Genomic DNA, 26,800 nt, shown 5'->3' on the forward strand with positions numbered 1-26,800 from the left:
ATGATATTATTTAAATATTCGACTTTTGAATAGGAGGTAAGATATGAAACTAATTTTAGATAGATGTTCAATCGGTGGTTGAGCGAACAAAATAGGACCGGAGGTCCTTTCAAAAATATTAAAAAACATTCCAAGTGTGGAAGATAAGAACCTTATAGTAGGTTTTGAAAAGTCAGATGATGCTGCTGTGTATAAACTTACAGATGATATTGCCATGATTCAAACTTTAGACTTTTTTACTCCAATGGTAGATGATCCATATATTTTCGGTCAAATTGCTGCAGCAAATTCAATAAGCGATGTCTATGCTATGGGTGGAGTTCCAAAAACAGCTATGAATATAGTTTGTTTTCCTGAAAATTTAGATATAAATATTTTAGGAGAAATTTTAAGAGGTGGAGCTGATAAAGTTTCAGAATCTGGAGCTGTCCTAAGTGGTGGACACTCTGTGCATGATCCCGAAGTTAAATACGGTTTATCAGTTACAGGTATAGCACATCCAGATAAGATATTAAAAAATTATGGTTGTCAAACTGGAGATATATTAGTACTTACAAAACCTTTAGGTACTGGAATTATATCAACTGCTTCTAAAATAGGAGAAGCTTCTCCTGAAGCTATCAATAAAAGTATTGAACTTATGACAACATTAAATAAATATTCAGCCGATATAATAAGAGATTATCCAGTTACTGCCTGTACTGACGTAACAGGATTTGGATTCTTAGGCCATTCATATGAAATGGCATCTGCATCTGAAAAAACTCTAGTTTTAGAAAGTGAATTAATCCCTTATATCGAGGAAGCTAAAGAGTACGCTAAAGAGTTCTTCATTACTTCTGGAGGACAAAAAAATAGAAGATATCTAGAAAATAAAGTTGAATTTGATAACATTCCACTTTGGTTACAAGAAATTTTAATGGATCCACAAACTTCTGGAGGACTTTTATTTTCTATTTCTCCTAAATATATAAATGAAATTATGAAAAAACTAGATAGCCTTAGTATAAAATCTTCAGTTATTGGAAGTGTTGAAGATCTAGGAGAAAAATTTATTATTGTGAGGTAAAATACTATGACACAAGAACTTTTCAGAAAGCTTCCAAAAGTTGATAAATTACTTAAAGAGACTACTTTTTTAGAGTTAATTGAAACAGAAGGTTATCCTTCTGTTTATAACGCAACTTCAGAAACTATTCAAGAGTTTCGTAAAAATATTTCTAATGGACTAATTTCTGATTTTACTCCAGATGATATTTTTAAAACTATTATAAATAAAATTAAAATAAAATCAGAATTCAATTTAAAAAAAATAATAAATGGAACTGGAACTATTATTCATACAAATCTTGGGCGTTCAGTTTTTTCAAAAAAAAATGCTGCTCATATAGCAGAAATCTTAACTGGTTACAGCAATTTAGAGTATGACTTAGAAACTGGTAAAAGAGGGAGTAGATACTCTCTAGTTGAAGACTTGATATGTGAAATTACAGGAGCAGAATCAGCTCTTGTTGTTAACAATAATGCTGCTGCTGTTTTGCTTTGTTTGGATGAATTTTCTAAAAATTCTGAAGTTATAGTTTCAAGAGGAGAACTTGTTGAAATTGGAGGTTCATTTAGAATTCCAGATATCATGTCAATCTCTGGATCTAAATTAGTTGAAGTTGGAACTACAAATAGAACCCATGACTACGATTATGAAAATGCTATTACAGACAATACTTCTCTTCTACTAAAAGTACATACTTCAAACTATAAAATCTCTGGTTTCACAAAAGAAATTTCTAGAGAAGAAATTGTAGAACTTGGTAAAAAACATAATATTATAACTATGGAAGATTTAGGAAGTGGAGTTTTAGTAGATTTTTCTAATTATGGACTAAAAAAAGAACCAACTGTTTTTGATGTTTTAAAATCAGGAATGGATATAATAACATTTAGTGGTGACAAGCTTTTAGGTGGGCCTCAATGTGGAATAATCATTGGTAAAAAAACTCTTATTGAAAGACTTAAAAAAAATCAGTTACTAAGAGCTTTTAGAGTTTGCAAAATGACTCTTTCGTCTCTTGAAGTTTTATTTCATGAATATTATGATGAGAAAAGTGCAGTTAAAAACATTCCAACTTTATCTCTCATTTTAGAGGCTCCTGAAGATGTTTACACTCGTGCTAAGAGTTTGAAATCTCTTTTAAACGAAAATGACATCGAAGCGGATATAATCGAATCATTTGCCATGATTGGTGGGGGTTCAATGCCAGAAGAAACTATCCCAAGTTTTGCTCTTTCTTTCCCAACATTTAATTCTGTTTCTCTAGAAAGAGAATTAAGAACTGGAGAAAATCCAATAGTTGGTAGAGTTCAAAATAACTGTTTTTTCTTAGATATGAAAACTATTTTAAAAGATGATTTTGAGATTATTTTAAATAGACTCTTAGATGTTTCAAGAGGTTAATTTATGAAAGATATTGTTATAGGAACTGCTGGTCATATAGATCACGGTAAAACTACGGTTATAAAGTATTTAACTGGTGTCGATACAGATACCCTTCCAGAAGAAGCAAAAAGAGGAATGACTATAGACTTAGGATTTACTTATTTTGAACTTTCAACTGGAGATAAAATAGGAATTATTGATGTTCCTGGACATGAAAAATTTATAAAAAATATGGTGGCTGGAGCTACGGGTATTGATTATATTTTATTTATTATCGCTTGTGATGATGGAATCATGCCTCAAACTATCGAACACGCTGATATAATAAATCTTTTAGGAATAAAAAAAGGTGTTATACTCCTAACTAAAAGAGATTTAGCAACTGATGAAAGAGTTGAAGAAATTAAAACCGATATTAAATCTACTTTTAAAAATTCTATTATCAGCCAACTTCCAATTTTAGAAATATCATCTAAGTCTTTGGAGAGCTTTACTGAATTAAAATATTTTTTAGAAAAAGACCTAGCTTCAATTAAAGCTAAATCTGAAACTAAAAAACCATTCAAACTTTCTATTGATAGAGTTTTTAGTATAAAGGGGTTTGGAACAGTTGTTACTGGTACCCCTGCTCAAGGTATCGTAAAAAAAGATGATGCCTTAACTCTTTATCCTAAAATGATTGATGTAAAAATAAGAGGAATCGAAAATCATGGTATTAAAGTAGATTTTCTTTCTTCTGGAAATAGATGTGCATTAAATCTTTCGGGAGTTGAAACCTCTGAGATTAAAAGAGGAGATATTTTAGCTCCAAAAGGTTCTATGTTTATAACTAGTAAAATAGATTGTTTTTTTACTCTTTTAAAAGGCAAAAAATCAATAAAAAATAATCATAGAATAAGACTTCATATTGGAACTAATGAAATAATAGGGAAAATAAAACTTTTAGGAACAGATTTACTAGAGGGTGGAAACTCTTCATTTATACAAATTGATTTAGAAAAACCATTAGTTTGCTCAACTGGTGAAATTGGAATTTTAAGAACGTATTCACCTATGGATACAATAGGCGGTATTAAAATAATTTCTCCTTTAGGTCAAAAAACTAAAAGAAATAATACAAGTTATATTCAATCTCTAAAATCTTTAATGGGAGAAAATAAAGAAAAAATTGAAGAAATTATTAAAAATTCTTCGTCTAATCTAATAACTGCTAAAGAAGTTTCCATATATTTAGGAAAAGAGATTACTGACGATGAAATAATTGAATTGAATGACAATATTATTCGATTCAAAATTTCAGAAGAATCAAAATATTTCCATATTAAAAACTATAATTTTTTAAAGAATTCTATCCAAGAATATCTGGAAAAATTTCACATAAATAATTCTTTAAAAAAAGGGGCTTCTCGTTCTGAAATTAAAAATAAATTTTTTAATGCCTTCAAAACTAAAGAATATAATATAGTTTTAGAAGATCTTCAAAACGATTTCTTGAATGTAGATAAAGATTCAATTTCTTTGAAATCTTTTAGTATAAAACTTTCAAAAGAAAATAAAGTTTTAAAAGATCAAATCTTTAAAATTTATAAAGATTTCTCTTTCTCTCCAAAATCAGTACAGGAAATTGAAGAAAATTTTCTAAATAAGGAGGAGTTTTATAAACTTCATAATTATATGCTTGATACTGAGTTTATGGTTCCTTTGACAAAAAATATGTATGTACTAAAAGGTTTTTTCAAAGAGGCTGAAATAAGACTGAGAAAACACTTTGCTCACCACGATAAGTTAGATCTTTCCACATTTAAAACATTACTAAATACAAGTAGGAAATTCGCTCTTTTATATTTAGAGAAATTTGATGAACTTGAAATTACAAAAAGAATTGAAGATTATAGAATCTTAAAAATGGAGGAAAACAAATGATAAAAATAGATGCTATTGGTCAAACATGTCCTATGCCAGTTATTATGACAAAAAAAGCTCTTAAAAATATTATAGAAGGAGAAATCGAGGTTAGTATCGATAACATAATCTCTAAAGAGAATATTGAGAAGTTTGCTAAAGAGATGGGATTTGCATGTACTTCTATTCTAGAAGATGGGGTTTATAAAATTACAATTATCAAGACGTCTGACGCTCCAAAGAAATCATTAGCTCACTCTGATAATACAGTTATAGTTGTTGAAGCAGATGCTATGGGGCAAGGAGATTTGGAGCTTGGTAGAACGCTTATCAAAGGATTTTTCTACACTCTTACTGAGATGGAATCTTTACCCAAGACTATAATTTTCTACAATAGAGGTGTTTTCTTAGTTTCTGAAATACAAGATAGCATAGAAGATTTAAAGGTTTTAGAAGAAAGAGGAGTTGAAATTCTTTCTTGTGGAGCATGCGTTAACTTCTACAATCTTCAAAATTCAGTGAAAGTGGGAAAAATCACAAATATGTTAAACATTATTGAAACACAGATGAACGCAACTAGGATTATAAAACCATAATGGAAACTTTTTTATTATTAGCTGCCGAATCTACACACTTAGTTATGAAAGTTGAAAAACTTCTTTCCGAAAATGGAATTGATGCTAGAATTATACCTCTTCCCACTGAGATTAAAGCTAGTTGTGGACTTTCTATAAAAACAGATTTCCAAAAAATAGATTTAATTTCTTCTTTACTAGAAACAAATAACATCTCTATGGAATTTTACAAGGGTGAAAAAATTGGCTTCAAGAAAACTTTTACACTCTTGACATTTTAAAATTTTATGATAGAATCTATATATAATGGAAACGGATGGGTAACTGGTGTTCCCAGCAGTCTTCAAAACTGCCTTGGCGGCTTTGGTCGTTGGTAGGTTCAATTCCTACACGTTTCCGCCATAAATATATAAATTTCAACTCCCTAACGGGAGTTTTTTTTTGTATTATTACAATGTTTATGTTATAATATAGTGAATTTTTTAATATTTTGGAGGAGATTGGATTGATAAACCCCTATGTTTTAGTTTTCGGTGCTTCGGTTGTTGATATGTTCGGATTTTGTAAAAAAAATTACAGAGCCTACGACTCTATACCAGGTAAAGTAAAAATATCTTTCGGAGGTGTTGCTAGAAATATAGCTGAGAATATGGCAAGAGTTGCTGTAAATACTCAATTTATTTCAATCTTAGGTGATGATGAGACTGGAAAATCAATAATTAGAAACTCAGAGAATATTGGTTATGACATGAGCAATTCACTTATAGTAAAAAATAGCTCTACTCCAACTTATATGGCTATTCTTGATGAAAATGGAGAAATGGTATCTGCTGTTGCAGATATGGCAACGATTAGTGCACTCAATAAAGAATTTATAAATTCGAAATCAGATATAATTGAAAATGCTCTTTATACTTTTGTAGATGCGGATGATCCTGAAAATCTAGAGTACTTACTCTCTATATTTCATGAAAAAACTCACTTTGTTTTAGACCCTATCTCTACTGCTAAAGCTAAAACAATTAAACATCTTTTAAAGTATTTTCACACAATAAAACCAAACAGATATGAAGCTGAGGTTCTTTCTGGAATAACTATTTCAAATGAATCCGATTTACATAGAGTAGGAGAATATTTCTTATCTCTTGGAATTAAAAATATCTTTATAAGTTTAGATGGTGACGGTGTCTATTATACCAATGGTGATTTAAGAGGTAAACTAAAAGCTAAAAATGCAAATGTTGTAAATGTTACTGGAGCCGGAGACTCTTTTGTCGCTGGACTGGGATACGGATATACAAATAATTTAAGCTTAGCTGATACGGTAAAATATGCTGTAGCTATGTCTCTTATTACTATTTCACATTCAGAAACAATCCATCCAGATATGGGTCTTTCACTAGTTGAACAAACTTTAGAAAGTACTATATGGGAAGAAATATTGTATTAATTAAAAAAAGAGCCAATTGGCTCTTTTTTTAATCTATTTATTCAACTCATTTATAATTTTAGAAGATAGATGTTCTGGAACTTCTTCATATCTTATGAAATCAAAATTAAAATTACCTTTAGCTTGAGTCATAGATCTTAATTCAATTGCATATTTTAATATTTCACTCTCAGGAACTTCTGCCACTAACTTTTGTTCTCCATAATTTTGTGGTTCCATTCCTAAAATTCTAGCTCTTCTTTTATTTAAATCTCCCATAACGTCTCCAGTATAAATATCTGGAACTGTTATTTCAATTCTCATGATAGGTTCTAAAAGTATTGGTCTAGCATCCTGCATTCCTTTTCTAAAAGCTAGCATAGCTGCTTGCTTAAATGAAATTTCATTTGAATCAACCGCGTGGTATGAACCATCAAATAACGTTGCTTTTATATTAATAACTGGATATCCTGCTAAAACTCCTTTTTGTTTTGCTTCCATAAGCCCTTTTTCAACTGCTGGAATATATTGTCTTGGCACTACTCCACCACGTATTTCATCAACAAATTTAAACTCATCTTCAAATGGTTCAAATTTAATATGAACATCTCCATATTGTCCAGCTCCTCCAGATTGTTTTTTATGCTTTCCTTGAACCGATACAGAACTTTTAATGGTTTCTCTATATGAAACTTTTGGGTTATTTATTTTAGCGTGGACATCAAATTTATTTTCTAATTTACTCAGTATTATCCCTATATGCTTTTCTCCTTGTCCTCCAATTAAAAGTTCCTTAGTTTCAAAATTTCTCTTAACTTGAAAACTTGGGTCCTCATCAATCAGTCTTTGTAGACAAGTACTTATCTTCTCATCATCAGTCTTTTCAGCTGGTTCTACAGCAAAATATAGACATGGTTTTGGAAATTCAATAGTTGGATACATTATAGGATTGTCTTTATCACAAATCGTATCCCCAGTTTGAGCATATTGAAGTTTCATCGTAGCTCCAATATCTCCAGCTTTTATCTCATCTGCTGGCAGTTGTTTTATTCCTCTAAAATATCCTACGTTTGATATTCTTTCTCGCTTATTTTTATTGGCAACTAAAATCTCAGTATCTCTTTTTATTGTTCCCGAATTTACCTTAAACATAGATATCTTTCCAATAAAAGGATCGACTAAAGTTTTAAATATTATAGCTGAAAATGGTTCATTTTCATTAACTTTTCTTTTTTCTATCTCTTGAGTCAGTGGGTTTACCCCAACTCTTTCTCCATTGTAGAGTTCTTGAGGAGTAGGCATATAATCATAGAGCATCTCAAATAGAGTCTTTATCCCTATTCCATTTATTGCTGATCCAACTAGAACGGGAACTAATTCTCCAGTAACAGTTCCATGATGAAGTCCTTTTCTAATTTCACTCTCTGTAAATTCTTTTCCAGAGAAGAATTTTTCCATTAAATCCTCATCTGTTTCAGCTACTGCTTCCAAAAGTAAATTTCTAATATCTGAAATATCCCTATCCGCTGGTATTTTTCCATCTTGACAATCTTTACCATCAAATATTCTAGTTTTTAAATCTACTACATTTATAAACCCTTTAAATTTTTCATCTTCTTCTATAGGTATGCAAAATGGAGCTATTTTTTTTCCAAATTTTTCTTTTAATTCATGAAGTAACTTTTCATAGTTTTGTATTCCCTTATCCATCTTGTTAATAAATATAATCCTTGGTGTCCCATTCTCCTCTAAAACACGCCAGCTCTTCTCTGCCCCAACATCGACACCAGATGTAGCGTCCAGTACAAGCACAGCCCCACCAGACACTTTGAGAGCAGAACTAACCTCCCCTGAAAAGTCAAAATAACCCGGAGTATCTAAAATATTGTATTTATGTCCTAAATATTCAAGAGGAACCACTGAAGTATTTATTGAAAACTGCCTGATTACTTCCTCTTTATCGAAATCTGATGTACTACTTCCATTATCAACGCTTCCCATTTTCGAAATAGTTTCTGAAGAAAAAAGCATTGATTCAACAAGTGTTGTTTTTCCACTTCCTCTGTGTCCTAAAAATGTTACATTTCTTATTTCGTTCATCTCATAATTTTTCATGGTGCTACCTCCTTTATTATTTGAAGAGATAATTAAGTTCTGAGATTCTTGTAGTATTTGTATATAACTAATATTTTTTAATAAGTCAATATTTAAAATTTTTATTTTAAATAAAAAAGAGTCCAGAATAATCTGGACTCCCTTAAATTATAATTAGTTTAATTTATCAACTAATGATTTTCCTGGTTTGAATTTAACAGTTTTCTTAGCTTCTATTGTTATTTCCTCTCCAGTTTTTGGATTTCTTCCAACTCTAGCAGCTCTTTCAGCTACTTCAAATTTTCCCCATCCTATAAAGTTTAAATCTTCTCCAGCTTGTAAAACTTCTTCAACTGAAGTTAAGATAACCTCTAATTTTCTTTCAGCATCTGCTTTAGATGTAAATACTCCCTTTTCAAAAAGTACTTTTGCAAAATCTTTTTTTGTCATGTAAATACCCTCCTAAAAATGTAACTTATAATTTCAGACATTCTTTTATATCACATATATCAATTATTTTCAAATAATTTTTTCATCCAGGCCCCATTTTTCCTAAATTTGTTGCTATTTGTGAGTTTTTTCTCAAATTTTATCATGTTTTTTTATATAACTTATAGTATACTTTACTAGTCTATGAAAAACCGATTCATCAATTTGGAGGCGCCATGCTAAAAAAAATTCTATTTACCCTGATTCTTTTACTTATCTCTTCATGTTCATCTGTCAATTATGACATTGATAGTAAGACCTACAAAGCTACTGCTAAAAATAGTCGGATACGTTTTCTTATTGTCCACTATACAGCAATAAATGATCAAAGGTCTATAACTGCTCTGACGGGAAAAAATGTTAGTTCTCATTATCTAGTTACCACAGATAGAAAAGAACCAATCTATTCTCTGGTTCCTGATTTGGAAAGAGCTTGGCATGCAGGAAATAGTAGTTTTGCTGGAAGGAATAATATCAATGATTCATCTATAGGTATTGAGATTGTAAATCTTGGTGCAACCCCTAGCAAAAGAAAACTCCATCCACAAAGTTCTGATTTTTTTATAGCTAAAGAACAGTTTATTCCTTATGATCCTGATCAAATTCGTAAAGTAGCTTTTCTATTAAAAACAATTTCACAAAAGTACGATATCCAGCCTGAAAACATTTTAGGTCATTCCGATATTGCCTTTAAAAGAAAACAAGATCCTGGAGCACTTTTCCCATGGAAAGAACTTCATGATACTTACAACATTGGAGCTTGGTATAATAAAGAGGACTTTAATAGGTATTATAAAAAAGAACTCTATTCAAAATATAGTATTCCAGAAATCAAAGCTGAATTTAGAAAATATGGCTATGATATGAATGATACAGATACTTGGGATTTAGAAAGTACTAAAGCTATATACGCTTTTCAAATGCACTTTAGACCAAGAAATATCTCTGGTAATATGGATTTAGAAACTTTTGCAATTCTTAAGGCTTTAAATAGAAAATATAAGTAAAAAAAGATAGGAGACTAAGTTTTTTAGTCTCCTATCTTTTTTTATATCTAAATTTTAGTTTTCTTCCTTCTTTCTATATACAAATATTCCAAGTCCTGTTAATACTACAGATATTGCCATATACTCAAGATTTGCTATTGCTGCATAGATAAATATTGATCCTCCACCTATTATAGCAAGAATTGGTATAACTGGATAAAATGGAACAATATAAGGTCTTTCTAAGTTTGGTTCTTTCTTTCTTAATATAAATAGTCCGTAGAATACCATACAGTAGAAGAACCAGAATAAAGCTACTGGTACATCTCCAAAAACATCTGGATTACCAGTTATAAACATAGCTGCTAAGAATAAACAAGTAAGTCCATACATTACAAATGAAGAATTTACTGGCTGATCATGAGTTGGATCAACTTTTGCAAAGAAATTTGATTTTGGTAAATGTCCTTCTATTGCAAGAGAATACGGTACTCTTGTTGAAACCATTGCCATTCCGTTTAATCCTCCAAATGCCGATACCATAATTCCTAAGAATATTAACTTAGCTCCCATTTTTCCAAATAACTCTTCTGCTACTCCAAACATTCCTTTTTCCACTAAAACTTCAGCTGGGAATACTTTTAATAGTGAGAAGTTCAGTAAAACATAAAATATTGCTATAAATCCTAATCCAAATATTATAGATCTTGGTAGATCTTTCTTTACATTTTTTAAATCTCCAGCTATTGTTCCAACGTATATCCATCCATCGAATGCAAACATTACAGGTACAAGAGCTAATCCTAAAAGTAATAGTGGAGATGTTGTTGTATTAGCAACTGACGGGGTAACATAAAAAGCTCCCGAAACATTATTAAGAGAAAGTAATCCAAATACAGTTATTAACCCTAATGGGATTAATTTTGCAACCGTTGCCGTTGTTTGAATTATTCCTCCAACTCTATTTGTGAATACATTTAAAGCATATACTAAAGTCAATGCCGCATAAGCAATCGGTATCAATACATCATTAGTAGCTTCTACTCCTAAGAAACTAGCTGTAAATACTGCAAAATAATATGCTATTAACCCAACTATTCCAGGGAAGTATATAACCATTTGTGACCATCCAACAAGAAACGCTGCTTTAGGTCCATAGATTCTTTTAATCCAAGCTATCATTCCCCCAGTTTCAGGTATTGCTGCTCCAACTTCTGCCGCTGTAAGTCCTGAAATTATTGAAATAACTCCTCCTAATGCCCAAGCTGCGATAGCTATTTTAGGATTCATTCCCGATGCTAATAAAATTTGTGTTGCCTTGAAAAAGATACCAATTCCTATAACTATTCCAACCACCATAGAAAAAGCTACTGGAAACCCATATCTTCCTTGCAATTTATCCTTCATTGTTCTCCCTCCCGATACTTTCTTACTTTTTTTTTAGTATTTTTATTTCTAAGAAGTTTATCACGTCTAATATATTTATACAAGTTTTTTTAAAAAATATTTTAATATTTTTTTAATTTTTTTGATAGAATTAATTTCCCTTGATTTAACCTCCTATATGAGTTATACTTTTTATATTAAAAAAATATATGAGGTGAAATCATGTTTCAAGCAAAAAAAAACAATACTGTTGTAGATTGGGCTGCTAAAATTTATCTTTTTCCTCTTCTTTTTGCTGGTCTTGTACTTAGATTTTACGATAAATTAATTAATATGAGTAAATTAAAATCAAAAAAAGGCTGGTATTAATTTACCATCCTTTTTCTATATATATTATTGTTCAAAAACTCCAAGATCTTTATTATCAAAAAGCAACTCTACTTTTTTATTTTCCAATAAGTGAGCGTATTCTTTGATAAACCATTCAACAAGTTCTTTATCTTGTTTTACAACTGTTCCGTTATCTATAAATATATTGATTGTTATACTTTCAAAATATTTAAGTCCAAGTTCTATATCTTTTGATATCATTTCTTTAGTTTGCCCCTGTACACATATTAAAAGACAAACTGAAAATAACTTTTCTGAAAGTTCCTTTATCTCTTTTTCATTAACTTCAAAGTTTTTATTATAAAAATTTATTCTAAAATCATTGTCAAAAGTTTCCATCCCCATTCTAAATCTTATTTCTATTCCCGGGAAGAAATTTCTAATCTCATCAAGTCTATTTTTATATCCATAATATATTTCAAAATAAACTAACTTTATTTCTTTTTCTATTACAACTTCTCTTATTTTTTCTAAAGTTGATTTTGGAAGTTCAAATACAGAGCCTGAATTTATAACCTCTAAAGCTGAGAACTCTCCTGTTACCTCTTTTAAAGTCTCATAGTTTACTGATTCTATTTCATTCTCATCTAAAGAGTTATCCTCTATATAATTACAAAAACTACATTTTCCATATTTACATGGAAAACTTTTCAATAAAACCACTTCTCTTTTATTTCCTTCTGAAACCTTACTATATCTTATCCCCATATTAATCCCTTATCTCTTTCATTGCTTTTTCAAAATCTTCTACTTTTATTCCATATCTATTTAATTTAGATAAAAACTGTTTTCCATTTGCATAGCCTATTCCTAAGACTCCTCCAAGCTTTTCTCTTAGATTTGTTGACTCATCTCTTCCAACAAGACCATTTTCTATTAAAGTGTTCATGTCAAAAAGATTCTCATTTTGATTTACCACTTCGCACTTTGCTTTTTCTAGAGCCTCTATTATTGTCTCTGGTGAAGCATTTTCAATTCCAATATCTCCATCCTTAGTTCCAGACTTACGTGTGATGTAAGCATGCTTTACATTAGGGAAATGCTTTTGAATAAACTTACGCAGTTCTTCACCAACAAAATCAGGATCAGTTAGCACTATTAATCCCTTATTTTCATACGCTTTTCTTAATTTTTCTATATTACCTTTTTTTCTTATCGCGAATCCATTAGTTTGAATTAACTCCGCATCTACTGCCGCTTTAACTGCAGATATATCGTCTCTTCCTTCAACTACTATAACCTCTTTTATAATCTTTTTCATATCGTTACCTTTCTAAAATATTCTATAATTATCATTATACCAAATTTGTTTGACATTGTGAATTTTTTGTGATAAAATTACAACAATTTAATAAAGGAATTAGTCATATAAGTTGCTAATACGGCGCAACGTCTCTACGACCAACCTTAAATTGGTCTCTATGAAAAAATATAAAGGGGATAAGTCTATTCCTATGATTTTTCATAGTTACGGATTCGTCCCCTTTTTTACTATACACGGAGGTTTATTTTTATGAAGAAAAATAGTATTGTAATACTAGATTTTGGTTCTCAATACAACCAATTAATCGCCAGAAGAATAAGAGAAATGGGAGTTTATGCAGAAGTTGTTCCATTCTTTGAACCACTTGATAAAATCCTAGCTAGAGAACCTAAAGGAATCATTCTTTCAGGAGGACCTGCATCAGTTTATTTAGATGGAGCTCCGACTTTAGAAAAAGCACTTTATGAAGCTGGAATCCCAGTTTTAGGAATCTGTTACGGAATGCAACTTACTTCTCAATTACTTGGAGGTACTGTTGAGCGTGCTGATAAGCAAGAGTTTGGTAAAGCTGAACTTGTTATAGATGACGCAACTAGTCCTTTATTTAGTGATGTACCAAATCTAAACCAAGTTTGGATGAGTCATGGAGACCATGTTACTGTAATGGCACCTGGTTTCGTTCAAATAGCACATACTGATTCTTGTATCGCTGCTGCTGCAAACTATGATAAAAATATCTACTGTGTACAATTCCATCCAGAAGTTACTCATTCTGTTTACGGAACTAAAATTTTAGAAAACTTTGTATTCAAAGTTGCTAAAGCTGAGAAAAACTGGTCTATGGGGAACTACATAGAGCAAACTATAAAATCTATAAAAGAAACTGTTGGAGATAAGAAAGTTTTATTAGGACTTTCTGGTGGAGTTGACTCATCTGTTGCTGCTATGCTTATCCATAAAGCTATCGGAGATCAACTTATCTGTATATTCGTTGACACAGGACTTCTTAGAAAAGATGAAGGGAAAAATGTTATGGATGTATATGGACAAAATTTCCATATGAACATAAAGTGTGTAAACGCTGAAGAAAGATTCCTTTCAAAACTTGCTGGAGTTTCAGATCCAGAATCTAAGAGAAAAATAATTGGACATGAGTTTATAGAAGTATTTAATGAAGAGGCTTCTAAGCTTGTAGACGTTGATTTCTTAGCTCAAGGAACTATCTATCCAGATGTTATAGAATCACAATCAGTAAAAGGACCTTCAGTTACAATAAAATCTCACCACAACGTTGGAGGATTACCTGAAGATATGAAGTTTGAGCTTCTTGAGCCTCTTAGAGAGCTGTTTAAAGATGAAGTTAGAGCTGTTGGAAGAGAATTAGGAATTCCTGATCATATGATCGATAGACACCCGTTCCCAGGACCTGGACTAGGAATAAGAATCATCGGTGAAGTTGATAAAGAAAAGGCTGATATCTTAAGAGATGCAGATGCTATATTCATACAAGAATTAAGAGATGCTAACTTATATCAAAAAGTAAGTCAAGCTTTCGTTGTTCTACTTCCTGTTAAATCAGTTGGAGTTATGGGAGACGAAAGAACTTATGAGTACACTGCTGTTTTAAGATCTGCTGATACAATAGATTTCATGACTGCAACTTGGTCTCGTTTACCATATGAATTCTTAGACAAAGTTTCTAACAGAATTATAAACGAAGTTAAAGGAATAAACAGATTAACTTATGATATTTCATCTAAGCCACCAGCTACTATTGAGTGGGAATAATTTTATAAATATAAAACACCTTGAAATCTATTAGCTTTCAAGGTGTTTATCTTTTGTAATACCTATTACTGCATCGATAGATATCAAGGTTATTATTTTATCCCCTTCTGATAACCTTTGATACTTTTCATCTCTTTTTAAACTTTCTTTTATTTCTTCTCCTACCTGATCTAAAGTTTTATGTATTAAAATCTCTTTTAAGTCCTCTATAATATCATATCCTTTTAAAATCTTATTATAAATTTTAAAAATATTTTTTAATTGTCTATTTATTTCAATTACGGTTCTTAAAACATTATAAATATTAATATATTCAACCCTTTTTAAATTTGGCTCTAATATTCCAGTAAAAGCGTTATATTCTTTATCATTAAAATATTTCTTATAATAATTAACCGAATAAAAAGTATTAAAATTATTTTTTTTTAAATAGCCAAAAGGACAATTCCCAGGTCTATAACCTATATTTCCAAAAAAACATGTTAAGGTATATTGATTATATTTACATTTCATTCATTATTCCCCCTTTAATTCTAGCTTTAATAAATCCGTTCTTTTTTAAACTGAATAAAAATATTCTACGTGGGCGTTGTAATAAGGATTATCCTTTACGCATATATTATCAAATAGACACTTCAATTATCTGCATTTCTTTAATATTATTCTAAGTGTCTCGCGTAGTCATTTCTTTGGTATACATAAAAAATATTTTTTAACAACTTTAAGTTCAAAATTCTCTTCCCTATCTCAATGACAAATTCTCCCTCAGAAGCTATAATCATATTTAAAATATCCTAAATCTTCTTCAATTTCAGCTTCAAGTATAGAATGGGCAATATCAGCTATTGGATCTTTAAGAATTTCTTGTATTTTAGAATGGAATGGCAAAATGAACTTTTAAAAACTAAGAATCCAAGTAATGGAAACTCATATTAAAACTATTCATAGCTATTTTTAACTATGTTATTAAGTTTCATTCATTACAAGAAACCCCTTGTCATCAAGCTGACAGTATTAGAAAAATCCATGCTGAGAAAATGGATTTCTTGATACCAGAAGAGTTTAAGTTATTTGTTGAAGCACTTTTAATTTCTATTTTATCTCCACTTTATATTTTCAATTTAATTCTAATGTTTTACTATGAACCTTATTTATAAAATTACTATATATTTCGATAGCTTTTTCTAATAAATTAATTGTTGAATATTCAGTTTCCTCTACTTTTAATTTATCTGCATTTAGAACAGGCAACATTGGTGAAACATGAGTTATTTTATGCCTGTATTGTATTATTCTCTTTAAATATTCAATCTCTTTTGAATCTATTTCTAAGTCTGATATTTTTATATTATAAGCTTTAGAAAATACTTTTTTTACATTATCATATATTTGAAAATTTATTTTTCCTTTTTCATTAATTAAAAGTTCTAATTCTGAAATATTCTTTTCAGCAGCTTCTTCTATTATTTCGTTCATATTTTCCTTTTCATCTTTTGTTAATATAAAAGAGTATATTTTATCATAATTTATTTCTATTCCTTCTTTTTCTAATTCTAAAAATCTTTTTTTTAAATATGATTCAAAGCCACTTACTAATGATAAAATTGATAAATTCACTACTATTATTTCTTTTGATTTTTCTTTTAATACTTCTTCTTTTAGTAAACTTATCCCTTTTAATATTTCATTCCAGGAATTAATTGCTGTTAATCTAACTTCACCTGTTTTATTATATAAATATAGACTATTCTTTAAATTTCCCTTAACCTCTAATATTTTTTCATTTATTTCTATTAATTCAATATCCGATTCTATCATTTTTCCCGATAAAGTTCTTTTTGAATTGTTGCTTAAAATAAACATTTCTATCTTTTTGTAACCCCAATTAATTCCTAATGAAACTTCTCCAACCTCTCTAAATAGTTCTATTTCACATGCTAAAGTTCCCGTAGATAAAGAGTGTTTATAAAAAGTTAATTTTCGCCCTCGTTTTCTTATAATAAATATATGTCCACCTGATGCTACTTTTAAAATATCAACATTTGAAAATAAATCATTTAATTTAGAAAAATCATTTATTATGAGTATCGTTCCGTTCGGCATTTTTATTTTTTCTTTTATTTCTAACATGGTATTTTCATCTTGAAGATTCACGTTAGATTTCTTATATATTAGCTCTGACATTATCTCCTCCATTTTTTACTTGTATATTTTGGTTATACTTTACTTATTTAAAAAAATCAATCGTTAAAATATGTTTGCACCCAAAATGCACTAAACTTGAGTGGGAATAATTTTATAAATATAAAACACCTTGAAAGCTATTAGTCTTCAAGGTGTTTATTTTTTAAATTTAAATTACTTAAAAGCATCTAAGTAGATTTCTTCCAAACCCTCTACTCATCATATTAAACCCATGTATATTTGGTAAAAATATACCTAGTACTGGTAATACTACATAAACTATTACAAACAAAGCCAATAAAAATAGTAAAACCTTTCTTCCTAACAAAGGACTTCTATTTTCATTTCTTCCATCTAAAACTAAAAATAATAAAATTATAGCTATTAAAATCATACTCATAAACCTCCAAATATTCTTTTAATAGCATTTTATCATTCCTTTATGTCCTTACTATGTCATTTGCATCTTATTTCCACAATATCTCTGCATCTTTTCTTGGTACTGTTCTAAAATATTTAACATCTGGATATCCTATTACCATGCAAGTAACAACTTGCTGATTTTCTTTCAGTCCTAAGAAATCTTTAATCTTAGAATTATCTTGTGCTGCTCTAACTAAAAATCCACTAAATAATGTCCCAAGCCCTAAAGCAAATGTCATCAGTTCCATGTTTTTAGAGGCTAAGGCTGCATTAACTGGATGTTCAGAAATTACTAAGATAACTGCTGGTGCTTTAAAAAATAAATCATCTTTTCCTTCCGGATTCGATATATTTTCATTATACATGCTAATCCATCTCTTGGCATATCTTTTATAAAGCGGAGGAGTTGTAGATGTCTGAAGAATAACTTCCCCTAAATCCTTAAGACTTTCTAATGTGAGTGTTCTTAGCTCATCAATTTGATCCTTCACGACAACATATGATACATTCTGAGCATTACTAGCAGTTTGAGTAAATCTCCCCGCCTCTATAATTTTTAAAAGTTTCTCATTTTCTACATCTTTATTTTTAAAATGTCTTACAGTTCTTCTAAACTTTATGAAGTTTAATAAGTTCTCAGAATCTAAATGGAAACTCTTTTCATCATATTCTTTTACCTCATTCATATTGTATTCATCTGTTGAAACTGCATCTTTTGGACATATCGCTACGCAATGCCCACACTTAATACATGTAACATTTCTTATTTCAGCTTTTCCATCTTTTAATTTAATATCACTCACAAAACAATCTTTCACACAAAGTCCACAACCTATACATTTTTCTTTATCAACCTTAAACATTTGTTTTCCCTCCTCATAATCTTAAGACTATTTTACTTTATAAACCACCTCTCCGTCTATAAAAGTTAATGTTGGTTTAACTTTCCATAAATCATCCTTATTCACTTCTTTTATATTATCAGAAAGAACTACTAAATCTGCATATTTTCCATCTTCAATTGTTCCTAACTTATCCTCCATAAACCAAAGATAAGCAGGATTTTGAGTATATATTTTTAGTGCCGAATATAAGTCTATTGCTTCTTCTGGATACCATCCATCTTTAGGATTTCCTTTCATATCTTTTCTTGTAACTGCAGCATGTATACCGTAAAAAGGTTCAATATAATCATTTGGGTTGTCAGATCCTCCTGTTATGATAACCCCACTATCATTTAAAGTTTTCCAAGCATAAGCTCCTTTTATTCTATCTGCACCTATTCTATCCTCAGCCATATTCATATCTGATGTTGCATGAATTGGTTGCATGATTGCAATAACATCCATCTCTTTATATCTACCTATATCTCTTTTTGTAAGAATTTGTGAATGTACAACTCCGTATCTTAATTCTTTATTTGTTTTTTCTTTTTCTTTAAATAGTTTCTCAAATGAATCTAAAACTTCTTCATTTGCCTTATCACCAATGGCATGTACATGAGGCTGATAACCTAACTCATAAGATTTTTCAACCAATCTATTTAATTCATCTACAGGAATAAGTCTATTTCCAAAATTCCCTTTTGAATCTGAATATTCCTCACCCATAAGTGCCCCTCTACTTCCAAGAGCCCCATCATATTTAATCTTGTAACCTCTAATAGACATATGATCATTTAATGTATTATGTTCAGCCTTTATATCATTATCTAAAAATGTTTTTGCTGTTTTTCCATCTAAAACAACATTTATTCTAGTCTTTATTTTCCCCTCTGAAATAAGTCTTTTTACTAATGGAATTGAAATATCATCACCAGCATCAAAAACTGTTGTAAGACCAAGTCTTGAATACTCTTTATCTGCTAAAAGATAAGCAGTTTCCATTTCCTCTTCACTTAAAGCCGGCATTTTATCAGTTACAAGATTCATTGCTGAATCCACAAGAATTCCTGTGGGATTACCATTTGAATCTCTTATGATTTTTCCACCATCAGGATCCATAGTTTCTTTATTTATTCCTGCAATTTTAAGAGCTTCACTATTTACCCATATTGCATGGTTATCACTTCTAAATAATACAACTGGATTATTTTTAGAAACTGTATCTAAATCACTCGCTAATGGAAGTTTCTTATCATCCCAAATAGTTTCATTCCAACCTCTTCCTCTAACCCAATTTTCTTTTTGTGCCAATTTTGCTTTTTCTTTTACATCTGATAAAATTTCATCTTTAGTTTTACCATTTCCTCTTATTTGAAGAAAAGTAAGACCAAATCTCAAGAAATGAAGATGAGTATCAGTTAACCCAGGCATAACTGTTTTTCCATCCAAATCAATTTTTTTAGTATTTTTGTCTGCTAACTTTAATATATCATTACTCTTTCCTACAGATACAATTTTCCCATCATTTACAGCAATAGCCTCAACCGAATCGTTTTCATTTTTCATCGTTAAAACCGAACCATTATAAAGTATTGTGTCAATCCCTTCACCAGCTTGTAATATAGCTCCTATCCCACAAAAGGCCAATAATAACATAGTTTTTTTCATATTCATCCCCCTAAATATCTAAAATTGTTATTAGTATACTCCATAAAAATTAAAAACCAAAATTTTGGTATAGTTTTTTATAAAAATAGAGGAATATAAGTTGTTTTTATATATAAAACTAATAAACAAAAATAATTTAAAAAGGGGAAATTTATTATGCCTATCTTAGATATTATTCTTACAATTTTTATGGGAATTGGAATTGGATTTAGTGTAATGGGAATGTCTACATCTATTCTTTATTCTCCTTTAATGGCGATTTTTTATGGAGCTAGGTTAGCAAACGGAATAATGTTTATTCCTTTTTTCTTTGCTAATTTATACGTAGCTTACAAACATCGAAATAACTATAATAAAACTATTGTTTTAAAGATTTTACCTTTTGCATTTTTAGGAATGGGTTTAGCTGCATATTTTGGAAAAGATATCTCAGACGAAATGTTTGATAAAGTTTTTGCAATTTTAATAATATTTGTATCTATATTTTTTTTCACCAAAAAATACAGTTCAAAATTAAAAAAATTTGGATGGTTTTTCGGAGTGTTAGGTGGAGCCTCGTCCTATCTGGCCAATGTTGCTGGACCAGTTTTTAATATTTTTTTACTTAGTTTCAACCCAGAAGAAAAAAACTTTATAGGTACAAGAGCTTTTATTTATATCTATTTTAATATGGTGAAACTTTTTCTATATATCTATATATTTAAAAATATTAATTTTTTCACTATAAGCAGAGCTCTTATTGCTATCCCTATGATTTTTGTTGGTATATTTTTAGCTAAGCTTTTATTAAAACATATAGATAAGGACGTCTTTGATAAAATTGTAATTTTTACTAGTTTGCTTATAGCATTAAAAATGCTCTTTTAATTTTTAAACTTTAGGAGGATACTATGGAAAACAAAGTTTTAATTCTTAATACAGGGGGAATGATTGATAAGAATCCTTCCTTAAATGGATTACCAGTCGATTATTTTGAATTGGAACCTCTTATTGATTCTTCAAATATGACACCAGATTTATGGAAACAAATAGCAAAAATCATAGGAAATAATTATAATTTTTATCGTGGTTTTGTAATTTTTCATGGAACTGATACAATGTCTTATACTGCGTCTGCTCTATCTTTTATGCTAAAAAACTTAGAAAAACCAGTTGTCATTACTAATAGCTATCAAAATCTTATGTCAGCTGTTTATATTGCTGGAAATGAACTCTTTGATGTACGTTTAGTTCCAGAAGTTATGGTTTTATTTCAAGATGTACTTTTAAGAGGTAATAGATCAAAGAAGATGAATGCATCTGATTTCTTTGCTTTTGACTCCCCTAATTTCCCAGCACTTGGTGAAATAGATAATGAGTTGAAAATCTCTAGAAATAGAACTTTAAAATCTCCTAAGAATAAATTTTATATTGAAGATAATTTCTGTACAGATGTGATAACAATCGATTTAATTCCTGGATTAAATCCTGAATTTTTAAAAAATATCGTATTATCTAATCCCTCTCTTAAAGGGATAATTTTAAAAACTTTTGGAAACGGAAATACCCCGACTACCAATGACTTCTTAGATGTTTTAAACTTTATTAATAATCAAGGAGTTATTATTTTAAATATTTCCCAGTGTCCAACAGGAATAGTAAAAACTGGACTTTATGAGTCAAGTTCTAAACTTTCTAAAGTTGGAGTTATCAGTGGTCAAGATATGACATGTGAGGCAGCTATTACAAAACTTATGCATCTACTAGCTAAAAATTTATCCATTGAAGAAACTAAAAAACTTTTACAAATAGATATGGCTGGAGAGCAAACAATTAGTAATTACTCATTAAAAATAGACTCTGATAATTTTACAAAACAGTTGAATTTTTCAATAGATATCCCAGAAAAAGAAAGAGATGAAAATCTTGTGAAAGGTGTTGTTAGAGCTATTAATTTACACTGGAAAAATACTATCTCTCCAACTGCATTAGTCACTATATCTAATAAACTCGATATAAAAAATAAAAACTTATCGTCTGGTCAGTTAGTAATTAAATACGGAGGTCATCTAGAAAAAGGAATTATTTTTCCAGTTGATACATCCTTAGAATCTTTACTAAGATATTCTAATGGGTTAGAAATTACTATTGAAACTGAAACTGAATTTTTAGCCGATTGTATCGACTTCATGGTTTATACAGCAGATGTATAAAAAAATAAAGAGCAGGCTAAAAAGCTTGCTCTTTATTTAATACAAATTTAAATACTAATAATGTAGTTATAAACGTTAACAAATCAGAAAATGGTAGTGCTAACCAAATTCCATTTATTCCTAAAAGATTTGGTAAAATCATTAATGAAATAACTATAAACACAACTCCTCTTAAAAGGGCTATTGTATTTGATACTTTAGCTCTTCCCATAGATTGTAGATAAGAGATGTTCATAAAATTAGCTCCTACAAACACTATGGCACTTGAATAAAGCAGTAATCCTTTGGCTGTTAAAGGAATAAGTTCAGCTTCCTCCGTAAATAATCTAACTATTGGAACTGCAAGAACTTTTACTAAAATAAGAGATGCAACTCCAGCTAAGAAAGAAAACTTATGAGCAAATCTAAATATTTCTTTAACTCTTCCCATATTGTTTTTACCGTAGTTATAACTAACAATTGGTTGAATTCCTTGTGATAACCCAGTAAAAAACATTCTTAGTATTACAAATGAGTAAGAGATAATTCCAAAAGCAGAAGCCCCTATGATTCCAACTCTTTCCATTAAAACAATATTTAAAAGAATTGTTATAACCATAACAGCAAATTCTAATACAAATGAAGAGAATCCGACAGAAAGTATTTTATTTATTATGTTCCATTCTATCTCTTTTAAATTAATTTTAAATTTAAATGTAGATCCAATAAAATGTGTACACAGATAACCTGCTGAAAGAACTTGGCCAATAGCAGTAGCATAAGCTCCTCCCTCTATTCCCATATTCATTTTAAATATGAAAACATAATCAAGTACTATATTAGTAATCGCTCCTATAACCAGAGAATACATGGCTTTTTTAGGTGCATTATCATTTCTTACTATAGCATTTAGCGAAATCGATAACATTAGAAAAAGAGTAGCTAGTATACAAGGATACATATATCCTTTTACCATTGGAAGTAAATTTTCATCTGCTCCCATAACTTTCATCAAAGGATTGGTAAACATAAATACAATAGAAGCTATAAATGTATAAAATATAACATTTAAGAAAATTATATAAGAGAAACATTTATTTCTATACTGTATATCTTCACTTTTAATTGAAATTAACGTTGCTCCACCTGTTCCAAACATTAAACTTAATGCTGCCATAAGATTGATAAGAGGATATCCTATATTAACTGCTGCAATCCCTTGACTTCCAATCCCCCTTGCTATAAAAACTCCATCTGCTACAACATATAAAGAATTAACTGTCATACCTAAAGCTGCTGGAATTGCAAACCTATAAAATAATTTTTTTACCGAATCTTTTTCTAAATCAATTTTTTTTGACATTTTGCGAACTTTTACACCCCAATGTTTTTCTTATTTTATATTTAAAATTTTGCAATTTTTATACTCATCGCCTGTACTATTTCTATAAGTACAAGTTCCTGTAATTTTTTTGCATTTTACCGATGTATAACCGTCATAAACTATTCCTATTGAATTTTCACAATTTAAAACTGGGAATTCTTTTAAAAATTCCTTTTTCTCTTCTAAACTTATTAAATACTTTTCCATTTTCACCTTCCTCTAAACTTGACTATAATATCTTCTTCTAATTTCAAAATAAAATAATGCTACTAAGACGTACGCTAATGAGAAAAAGTAAAAGAAATTTTCTTCAAAAGTTTTATATCCTATAACTCCTAAAATTCCACCTAATGTGAATGATGAAATATTATAAGTAAAAAATCTAAGTCTCCAAGCTACACTTTTATTCCCTTTTAAATAATGTCCTATATATATACCTAAATCTGTAACTGATCCTGTAATATGTGTTGTTCTTATTACAGTCCCCTTATACATTATAAAAAGCCCATTTTGAAGTCCCATTAACATTGCTAAAATTAGCATAAAAACAATATTTCCATATAAAAGTTTATTGGAAATACCAACTATTAAAGCCATAACTATAAATGTTACTCCATATCTTTTTTTCAATTTAAATTCTTTCTCACCAATTAAAATTCCTGAAACTATTGCACCACATAAAAACATGATAAGAACACCAAGAACTTTATATAGATTTTGAACGTTTCCTAAAAATATATCAATTGGAACTCTTGATAAATTTCCTGTTAAATGAGATATTGATATAGAAAACGCAAGCATTCCTGCCACATTCAATGCTCCACTCAAAAATGTTATAAAATTTATCCAATACAGTAGTGTTCTATTTTCCTCTTCCATAATCCCCTCAAATATGACTTTATTTATTTCCATTTTAATACTTTATTTTAAAAATTGCCTTTTTTATTTTTTCTGGTTTTTCAGTGGCCATTATTGGCATATGTGGCTCGTCAGGAAAAAATATTATAAATCTATCATTTTTCATTTCAAAAATTTGCTTAGGTTCTCCTTTAAGTGCTGCAAAATCTTTTTCTGAATCATATGGTAAATCAGCTTCTAGTTCCTCTTCTAAAGAATATCCAATAGATTCATTTCCTTCAATTAAAACATGAATATCTGCATATTTCTTATGAGTTTCAAAGAAACAATCCTTTTCTAACTTTGTATCTATTTCTTGAATATTAAAAAATAAGTTATCTCCATCTATTTCATTCTTTCCAACTTTACCGTTAAGGTATTCACCACTCTCAATAACCTCAATAGCTTTATCTAAAGAGCTAGACATTCCCTTATAAAATTTTAACTCATTCATTTTTCCAAATATCATTTTTCATCCCCCTTTTTTTAATAACTCACAAGTAATATTTATTCATATTTTAAAATTATTGTCAATTGATATTTTTACTTCTTATTTAGATTGATTTTTTCTGTTAATTCTTTTATAATGTAGTGTGAATAAATTAATAATTGGGAGGACATCAGTGTTACAAAAATTTAAAAGAAATTTTTCTATTATAGCACATATAGACCATGGTAAGTCTACAATCGCCGATAGACTTCTTCAAGTTACTGGAACAGTTACTGAAAGAGATATGAAAGAACAACTTCTAGATTCGATGGAGTTGGAAAGAGAAAAGGGAATTACAATAAAAGCTCAGGCTGTTACTTTAAAATATGTAGCAAAAGACGGACAGGAATATGAATTAAACCTAATTGATACTCCAGGACACGTTGACTTCATCTATGAAGTTTCTAGATCACTATCAGCTTGTGAAGGTGCACTACTTGTTGTAGATGCTGCTCAAGGTGTTGAAGCTCAAACTCTTGCTAACGTATACTTAGCTCTTGAGAACAATCTTGAAATTGTTCCTGTTATCAATAAAATCGATTTACCTGCAGCAGATGTTGATAAGGTAAAAAATGAAATTGAAGATATTATTGGACTTCCTGCTGATAACGCAGTTCTTGCTTCAGCTAAAGCCGGTATAGGAATTGAAGAACTTCTTGAAGCAATTGTTGAGAGAATTCCTGCTCCTAACTACGATGAGACAGCACCTTTAAAAGCTATGATTTTCGATTCACTATTCGATGATTATAGAGGAGTTATAACTTATGTTAAAGTTTTAGACGGTTCAATCAAAAAAGGTGACAAAATTAAAATTTGGTCAACTGGAAAAGAATTCGATATTCTTGAATGTGGAATATTTGCTCCTACTAAAAAAGAAAGACCTGAACTTTCTTCTGGATCAGTTGGATATATCATAACTGGTATCAAAACAATCCAAGATACTCAAGTTGGAGATACTATAACTCATGCTAAAAATCCTTGTTTAGAGCCTCTAAATGGATTTAGACCAGCTCAATCAATGGTATTTGCGGGATTATATCCTCTTTCTACAGATGATTACGAAGATTTAAGAGAAGCTCTTGAAAAACTTCAACTAAATGATGCATCTCTTACATTTGTACCTGAAACTTCACTTGCTTTAGGTTTTGGATTTAGATGTGGATTCTTAGGACTTTTACATATGGAAATTATCGTAGAAAGATTAAGAAGAGAATATGATATAGATTTAATATCTACATCTCCATCAGTTGAATACAGAATTATCGACGAAGCTGGAAACACAAATGTTATCGATAACCCTTGTGAATTCCCAGAAGGTGGAAAGTTAAAGTATTCTGTTGAAGAACCTTATATCAAAGGAAGCATACTTACTCCTAAAGATTATGTTGGAAACGTAATGGAACTTTGCCAAGAAAAACGTGGAGTTTATATTGATATGAAATATATAGACGATACTAGAGCTATGGTTGTATATGAGTTACCTCTTGCTGAAATAGTTATCGATTTCTATGATAAACTAAAATCTAGAACAAAAGGTTACGCATCATTTGAGTATGAAATGATTGGTTACAAAGAAGCTAAACTTGTTAAAGTTGATATTTTAGTTTCAGGAAACGTTGTAGATGCCTTTTCTTTCATAGCACATGCTGATAACGCTGCTTCTAGAGGAAGAGCAATCTGTGAAAAATTAAAAGATATTATTCCTAGACAACAATTTGAAGTACCTATCCAAGCTGCACTAGGTGCTAAAATAATTGCTAGAGAAACTATCAAAGCATATAGAAAGAACGTACTTGCTAAATGTTATGGTGGAGATATATCAAGAAAGAAAAAACTATTAGAAAAACAAAAAGCCGGAAAGAAAAGAATGAAGATGATTGGTAACGTTGAGATTCCTCAAGAAGCTTTCGTATCAGTACTTAAACTTAACGACTAATAAAAAAAGGGACAGATTAAATTCTG

General features: G+C 29.8%; 26 protein-coding genes, 1 tRNA gene and 1 riboswitch. Of the genes, 13 read left to right on the forward strand and 14 right to left on the reverse strand.

Annotation, left to right across the window (positions count from 1 at the left end; translation table 11 throughout):
* The first annotated feature begins 91 nt into the window (after positions 1-91).
* From selD to H3N56_RS04030, 7 genes are all read left to right on the forward strand, one after another.
* The gene (selD, locus tag H3N56_RS04000; RefSeq protein WP_370521068.1) at positions 92-1,069 is read left to right on the forward strand and encodes a selenide, water dikinase SelD; all 978 of its coding nucleotides are present in this window, start codon (positions 92-94) and stop codon (positions 1,067-1,069) included.
* 6 nt (positions 1,070-1,075) lie between these two features.
* Positions 1,076-2,452, forward strand: coding sequence for an L-seryl-tRNA(Sec) selenium transferase (gene selA, locus H3N56_RS04005; RefSeq protein WP_185879988.1), 1,377 nt, complete (start codon positions 1,076-1,078; stop codon positions 2,450-2,452).
* Between the two features lie 3 nt (positions 2,453-2,455).
* Positions 2,456-4,357: a selenocysteine-specific translation elongation factor gene (gene selB, locus H3N56_RS04010; protein WP_185879989.1), complete on the forward strand. Its 1,902-nt coding sequence runs from the start codon at positions 2,456-2,458 to the stop codon at positions 4,355-4,357.
* The gene (yedF, locus tag H3N56_RS04015; protein ID WP_185879990.1) at positions 4,354-4,932 is read left to right on the forward strand and encodes a sulfurtransferase-like selenium metabolism protein YedF; all 579 of its coding nucleotides are present in this window, start codon (positions 4,354-4,356) and stop codon (positions 4,930-4,932) included. The genes selB and yedF overlap by 4 nt, the downstream gene beginning before the upstream one ends.
* Positions 4,932-5,192 (forward strand): DUF3343 domain-containing protein, encoded by a 261-nt coding sequence (locus H3N56_RS04020; protein ID WP_185879991.1) that lies wholly within the window; start codon positions 4,932-4,934, stop codon positions 5,190-5,192. The genes yedF and H3N56_RS04020 overlap by 1 nt, the downstream gene beginning before the upstream one ends.
* A gap of 27 nt (positions 5,193-5,219) precedes the next feature.
* A tRNA-Sec gene (locus H3N56_RS04025) sits at positions 5,220-5,313 on the forward strand.
* Positions 5,314-5,416: 103 nt separating this feature from the next.
* The gene (locus H3N56_RS04030) at positions 5,417-6,361 is read left to right on the forward strand and encodes a carbohydrate kinase family protein (RefSeq protein WP_221893428.1); all 945 of its coding nucleotides are present in this window, start codon (positions 5,417-5,419) and stop codon (positions 6,359-6,361) included.
* A gap of 33 nt (positions 6,362-6,394) precedes the next feature.
* On the opposite strand, the gene fusA is transcribed toward H3N56_RS04030, so the two are convergent.
* Both fusA and H3N56_RS04040 read right to left on the reverse strand, forming a co-directional pair.
* Positions 6,395-8,455 (reverse strand): elongation factor G, encoded by a 2,061-nt coding sequence (gene fusA, locus H3N56_RS04035; RefSeq protein ID WP_185879992.1) that lies wholly within the window; start codon positions 8,453-8,455, stop codon positions 6,395-6,397.
* 153 nt (positions 8,456-8,608) lie between these two features.
* Positions 8,609-8,884, reverse strand: coding sequence for an HU family DNA-binding protein (locus H3N56_RS04040; protein WP_185879993.1), 276 nt, complete (start codon positions 8,882-8,884; stop codon positions 8,609-8,611).
* 215 nt (positions 8,885-9,099) lie between these two features.
* Here H3N56_RS04040 and H3N56_RS04045 point away from each other — a divergent pair, with 215 nt between their 5' ends.
* A complete protein-coding gene (locus H3N56_RS04045) occupies positions 9,100-9,930 on the forward strand; it encodes an N-acetylmuramoyl-L-alanine amidase (RefSeq protein WP_185879994.1) in 831 nt (276 codons plus the stop codon).
* A gap of 54 nt (positions 9,931-9,984) precedes the next feature.
* Here H3N56_RS04045 and H3N56_RS04050 read toward each other — a convergent pair whose 3' ends face one another.
* Entirely contained in the window at positions 9,985-11,316 is a 1,332-nt protein-coding gene (locus H3N56_RS04050) for an APC family permease (RefSeq protein ID WP_185879995.1), read from the reverse strand.
* A 201-nt stretch (positions 11,317-11,517) separates the two neighbouring features.
* Here H3N56_RS04050 and H3N56_RS04055 point away from each other — a divergent pair, with 201 nt between their 5' ends.
* Positions 11,518-11,664: a hypothetical protein gene (locus H3N56_RS04055; protein ID WP_185879996.1), complete on the forward strand. Its 147-nt coding sequence runs from the start codon at positions 11,518-11,520 to the stop codon at positions 11,662-11,664.
* 24 nt (positions 11,665-11,688) lie between these two features.
* Here H3N56_RS04055 and H3N56_RS04060 read toward each other — a convergent pair whose 3' ends face one another.
* Positions 11,689-12,393 carry a radical SAM protein gene (locus H3N56_RS04060; protein ID WP_185879997.1) on the reverse strand — a complete coding sequence of 235 codons (705 nt, stop codon included), beginning with the start codon at positions 12,391-12,393 and terminating at the stop codon, positions 11,689-11,691.
* Position 12,394: 1 nt separating this feature from the next.
* A complete protein-coding gene (gene rnmV, locus H3N56_RS04065) occupies positions 12,395-12,946 on the reverse strand; it encodes a ribonuclease M5 (RefSeq protein WP_185879998.1) in 552 nt (183 codons plus the stop codon).
* A gap of 83 nt (positions 12,947-13,029) precedes the next feature.
* Positions 13,030-13,127, forward strand: a riboswitch (purine riboswitch).
* Between the two features lie 71 nt (positions 13,128-13,198).
* On the opposite strand from rnmV, the gene guaA reads away from it, so the two are divergent.
* Positions 13,199-14,737 (forward strand): glutamine-hydrolyzing GMP synthase, encoded by a 1,539-nt coding sequence (gene guaA / locus H3N56_RS04070; protein ID WP_185879999.1) that lies wholly within the window; start codon positions 13,199-13,201, stop codon positions 14,735-14,737.
* 30 nt (positions 14,738-14,767) lie between these two features.
* Here the strand turns inward: guaA and H3N56_RS04075 are convergent, their stop codons facing one another.
* From H3N56_RS04075 to H3N56_RS04095, 5 genes are all read right to left on the reverse strand, one after another.
* Positions 14,768-15,250, reverse strand: coding sequence for a hypothetical protein (locus H3N56_RS04075; RefSeq protein WP_185880000.1), 483 nt, complete (start codon positions 15,248-15,250; stop codon positions 14,768-14,770).
* 603 nt (positions 15,251-15,853) lie between these two features.
* Positions 15,854-16,921 carry a hypothetical protein gene (locus H3N56_RS04080; RefSeq protein WP_185880001.1) on the reverse strand — a complete coding sequence of 356 codons (1,068 nt, stop codon included), beginning with the start codon at positions 16,919-16,921 and terminating at the stop codon, positions 15,854-15,856.
* A 178-nt stretch (positions 16,922-17,099) separates the two neighbouring features.
* A complete protein-coding gene (locus H3N56_RS04085) occupies positions 17,100-17,321 on the reverse strand; it encodes a hypothetical protein (protein ID WP_185880002.1) in 222 nt (73 codons plus the stop codon).
* Positions 17,322-17,388: 67 nt separating this feature from the next.
* The gene (locus H3N56_RS04090; protein ID WP_185880003.1) at positions 17,389-18,207 is read right to left on the reverse strand and encodes a nitroreductase family protein; all 819 of its coding nucleotides are present in this window, start codon (positions 18,205-18,207) and stop codon (positions 17,389-17,391) included.
* A 27-nt stretch (positions 18,208-18,234) separates the two neighbouring features.
* Complete coding sequence (locus H3N56_RS04095; protein WP_185880004.1) at positions 18,235-19,896, reverse strand: amidohydrolase; 1,662 nt, start codon at positions 19,894-19,896, stop codon at positions 18,235-18,237.
* Between the two features lie 156 nt (positions 19,897-20,052).
* On the opposite strand from H3N56_RS04095, the gene H3N56_RS04100 reads away from it, so the two are divergent.
* Positions 20,053-20,763 (forward strand): sulfite exporter TauE/SafE family protein, encoded by a 711-nt coding sequence (locus tag H3N56_RS04100; protein WP_185880005.1) that lies wholly within the window; start codon positions 20,053-20,055, stop codon positions 20,761-20,763.
* Between the two features lie 23 nt (positions 20,764-20,786).
* Positions 20,787-22,088 carry an asparaginase gene (locus H3N56_RS04105; protein ID WP_185880006.1) on the forward strand — a complete coding sequence of 434 codons (1,302 nt, stop codon included), beginning with the start codon at positions 20,787-20,789 and terminating at the stop codon, positions 22,086-22,088.
* Positions 22,089-22,104: 16 nt separating this feature from the next.
* Here the strand turns inward: H3N56_RS04105 and H3N56_RS04110 are convergent, their stop codons facing one another.
* The 4 genes from H3N56_RS04110 to H3N56_RS04125 are packed head-to-tail and all read right to left on the reverse strand — an operon-like array spanning position 22,105 to position 24,817.
* Entirely contained in the window at positions 22,105-23,430 is a 1,326-nt protein-coding gene (locus H3N56_RS04110; protein ID WP_185880007.1) for an MATE family efflux transporter, read from the reverse strand.
* 30 nt (positions 23,431-23,460) lie between these two features.
* The gene (locus H3N56_RS04115; protein WP_185880008.1) at positions 23,461-23,658 is read right to left on the reverse strand and encodes a hypothetical protein; all 198 of its coding nucleotides are present in this window, start codon (positions 23,656-23,658) and stop codon (positions 23,461-23,463) included.
* 12 nt (positions 23,659-23,670) lie between these two features.
* Positions 23,671-24,330, reverse strand: coding sequence for a YoaK family protein (locus tag H3N56_RS04120; RefSeq protein ID WP_185880009.1), 660 nt, complete (start codon positions 24,328-24,330; stop codon positions 23,671-23,673).
* Between the two features lie 34 nt (positions 24,331-24,364).
* On the reverse strand, positions 24,365-24,817 hold the full coding sequence (locus H3N56_RS04125; protein WP_185880010.1) for a YhcH/YjgK/YiaL family protein: 453 nt from the start codon (positions 24,815-24,817) through the stop codon (positions 24,365-24,367).
* A gap of 154 nt (positions 24,818-24,971) precedes the next feature.
* Between H3N56_RS04125 and lepA the strand changes: the two genes are divergently transcribed.
* Positions 24,972-26,774, forward strand: coding sequence for a translation elongation factor 4 (gene lepA, locus H3N56_RS04130; RefSeq protein ID WP_185880011.1), 1,803 nt, complete (start codon positions 24,972-24,974; stop codon positions 26,772-26,774).
* Positions 26,775-26,800 lie beyond the last annotated feature (26 nt).

Source organism: Cetobacterium sp. 2A, assembly GCF_014250685.1.
Classification (GTDB): domain Bacteria; phylum Fusobacteriota; class Fusobacteriia; order Fusobacteriales; family Fusobacteriaceae; genus Cetobacterium.

Bases quoted from the DNA above. Each gene is read 5' to 3' on its own strand.
- selA (WP_185879988.1), top strand. From the start codon at position 1,076: ATGACACAAGAACTTTTCAGAAAGCTTCCAAAAGTTGATAAATTACTT.
- selB (WP_185879989.1), top strand. From the start codon at position 2,456: ATGAAAGATATTGTTATAGGAACTGCTGGTCATATAGATCACGGTAAA.
- yedF (WP_185879990.1), top strand. From the start codon at position 4,354: ATGATAAAAATAGATGCTATTGGTCAAACATGTCCTATGCCAGTTATT.
- H3N56_RS04020 (WP_185879991.1), top strand. From the start codon at position 4,932: ATGGAAACTTTTTTATTATTAGCTGCCGAATCTACACACTTAGTTATG.
- fusA (WP_185879992.1), bottom strand. From the start codon at position 8,455: ATGAAAAATTATGAGATGAACGAAATAAGAAATGTAACATTTTTAGGA.
- H3N56_RS04040 (WP_185879993.1), bottom strand. From the start codon at position 8,884: ATGACAAAAAAAGATTTTGCAAAAGTACTTTTTGAAAAGGGAGTATTT.
- H3N56_RS04045 (WP_185879994.1), top strand. From the start codon at position 9,100: ATGCTAAAAAAAATTCTATTTACCCTGATTCTTTTACTTATCTCTTCA.
- H3N56_RS04050 (WP_185879995.1), bottom strand. From the start codon at position 11,316: ATGAAGGATAAATTGCAAGGAAGATATGGGTTTCCAGTAGCTTTTTCT.
- H3N56_RS04055 (WP_185879996.1), top strand. From the start codon at position 11,518: ATGTTTCAAGCAAAAAAAAACAATACTGTTGTAGATTGGGCTGCTAAA.
- H3N56_RS04060 (WP_185879997.1), bottom strand. From the start codon at position 12,393: ATGGGGATAAGATATAGTAAGGTTTCAGAAGGAAATAAAAGAGAAGTG.
- rnmV (WP_185879998.1), bottom strand. From the start codon at position 12,946: ATGAAAAAGATTATAAAAGAGGTTATAGTAGTTGAAGGAAGAGACGAT.
- guaA (WP_185879999.1), top strand. From the start codon at position 13,199: ATGAAGAAAAATAGTATTGTAATACTAGATTTTGGTTCTCAATACAAC.
- H3N56_RS04075 (WP_185880000.1), bottom strand. From the start codon at position 15,250: ATGAAATGTAAATATAATCAATATACCTTAACATGTTTTTTTGGAAAT.
- H3N56_RS04080 (WP_185880001.1), bottom strand. From the start codon at position 16,921: ATGTCAGAGCTAATATATAAGAAATCTAACGTGAATCTTCAAGATGAA.
- H3N56_RS04085 (WP_185880002.1), bottom strand. From the start codon at position 17,321: ATGAGTATGATTTTAATAGCTATAATTTTATTATTTTTAGTTTTAGAT.
- H3N56_RS04090 (WP_185880003.1), bottom strand. From the start codon at position 18,207: ATGTTTAAGGTTGATAAAGAAAAATGTATAGGTTGTGGACTTTGTGTG.
- H3N56_RS04095 (WP_185880004.1), bottom strand. From the start codon at position 19,896: ATGAAAAAAACTATGTTATTATTGGCCTTTTGTGGGATAGGAGCTATA.
- H3N56_RS04100 (WP_185880005.1), top strand. From the start codon at position 20,053: ATGCCTATCTTAGATATTATTCTTACAATTTTTATGGGAATTGGAATT.
- H3N56_RS04105 (WP_185880006.1), top strand. From the start codon at position 20,787: ATGGAAAACAAAGTTTTAATTCTTAATACAGGGGGAATGATTGATAAG.
- H3N56_RS04110 (WP_185880007.1), bottom strand. From the start codon at position 23,430: ATGTCAAAAAAAATTGATTTAGAAAAAGATTCGGTAAAAAAATTATTT.
- H3N56_RS04115 (WP_185880008.1), bottom strand. From the start codon at position 23,658: ATGGAAAAGTATTTAATAAGTTTAGAAGAGAAAAAGGAATTTTTAAAA.
- H3N56_RS04120 (WP_185880009.1), bottom strand. From the start codon at position 24,330: ATGGAAGAGGAAAATAGAACACTACTGTATTGGATAAATTTTATAACA.
- H3N56_RS04125 (WP_185880010.1), bottom strand. From the start codon at position 24,817: ATGATATTTGGAAAAATGAATGAGTTAAAATTTTATAAGGGAATGTCT.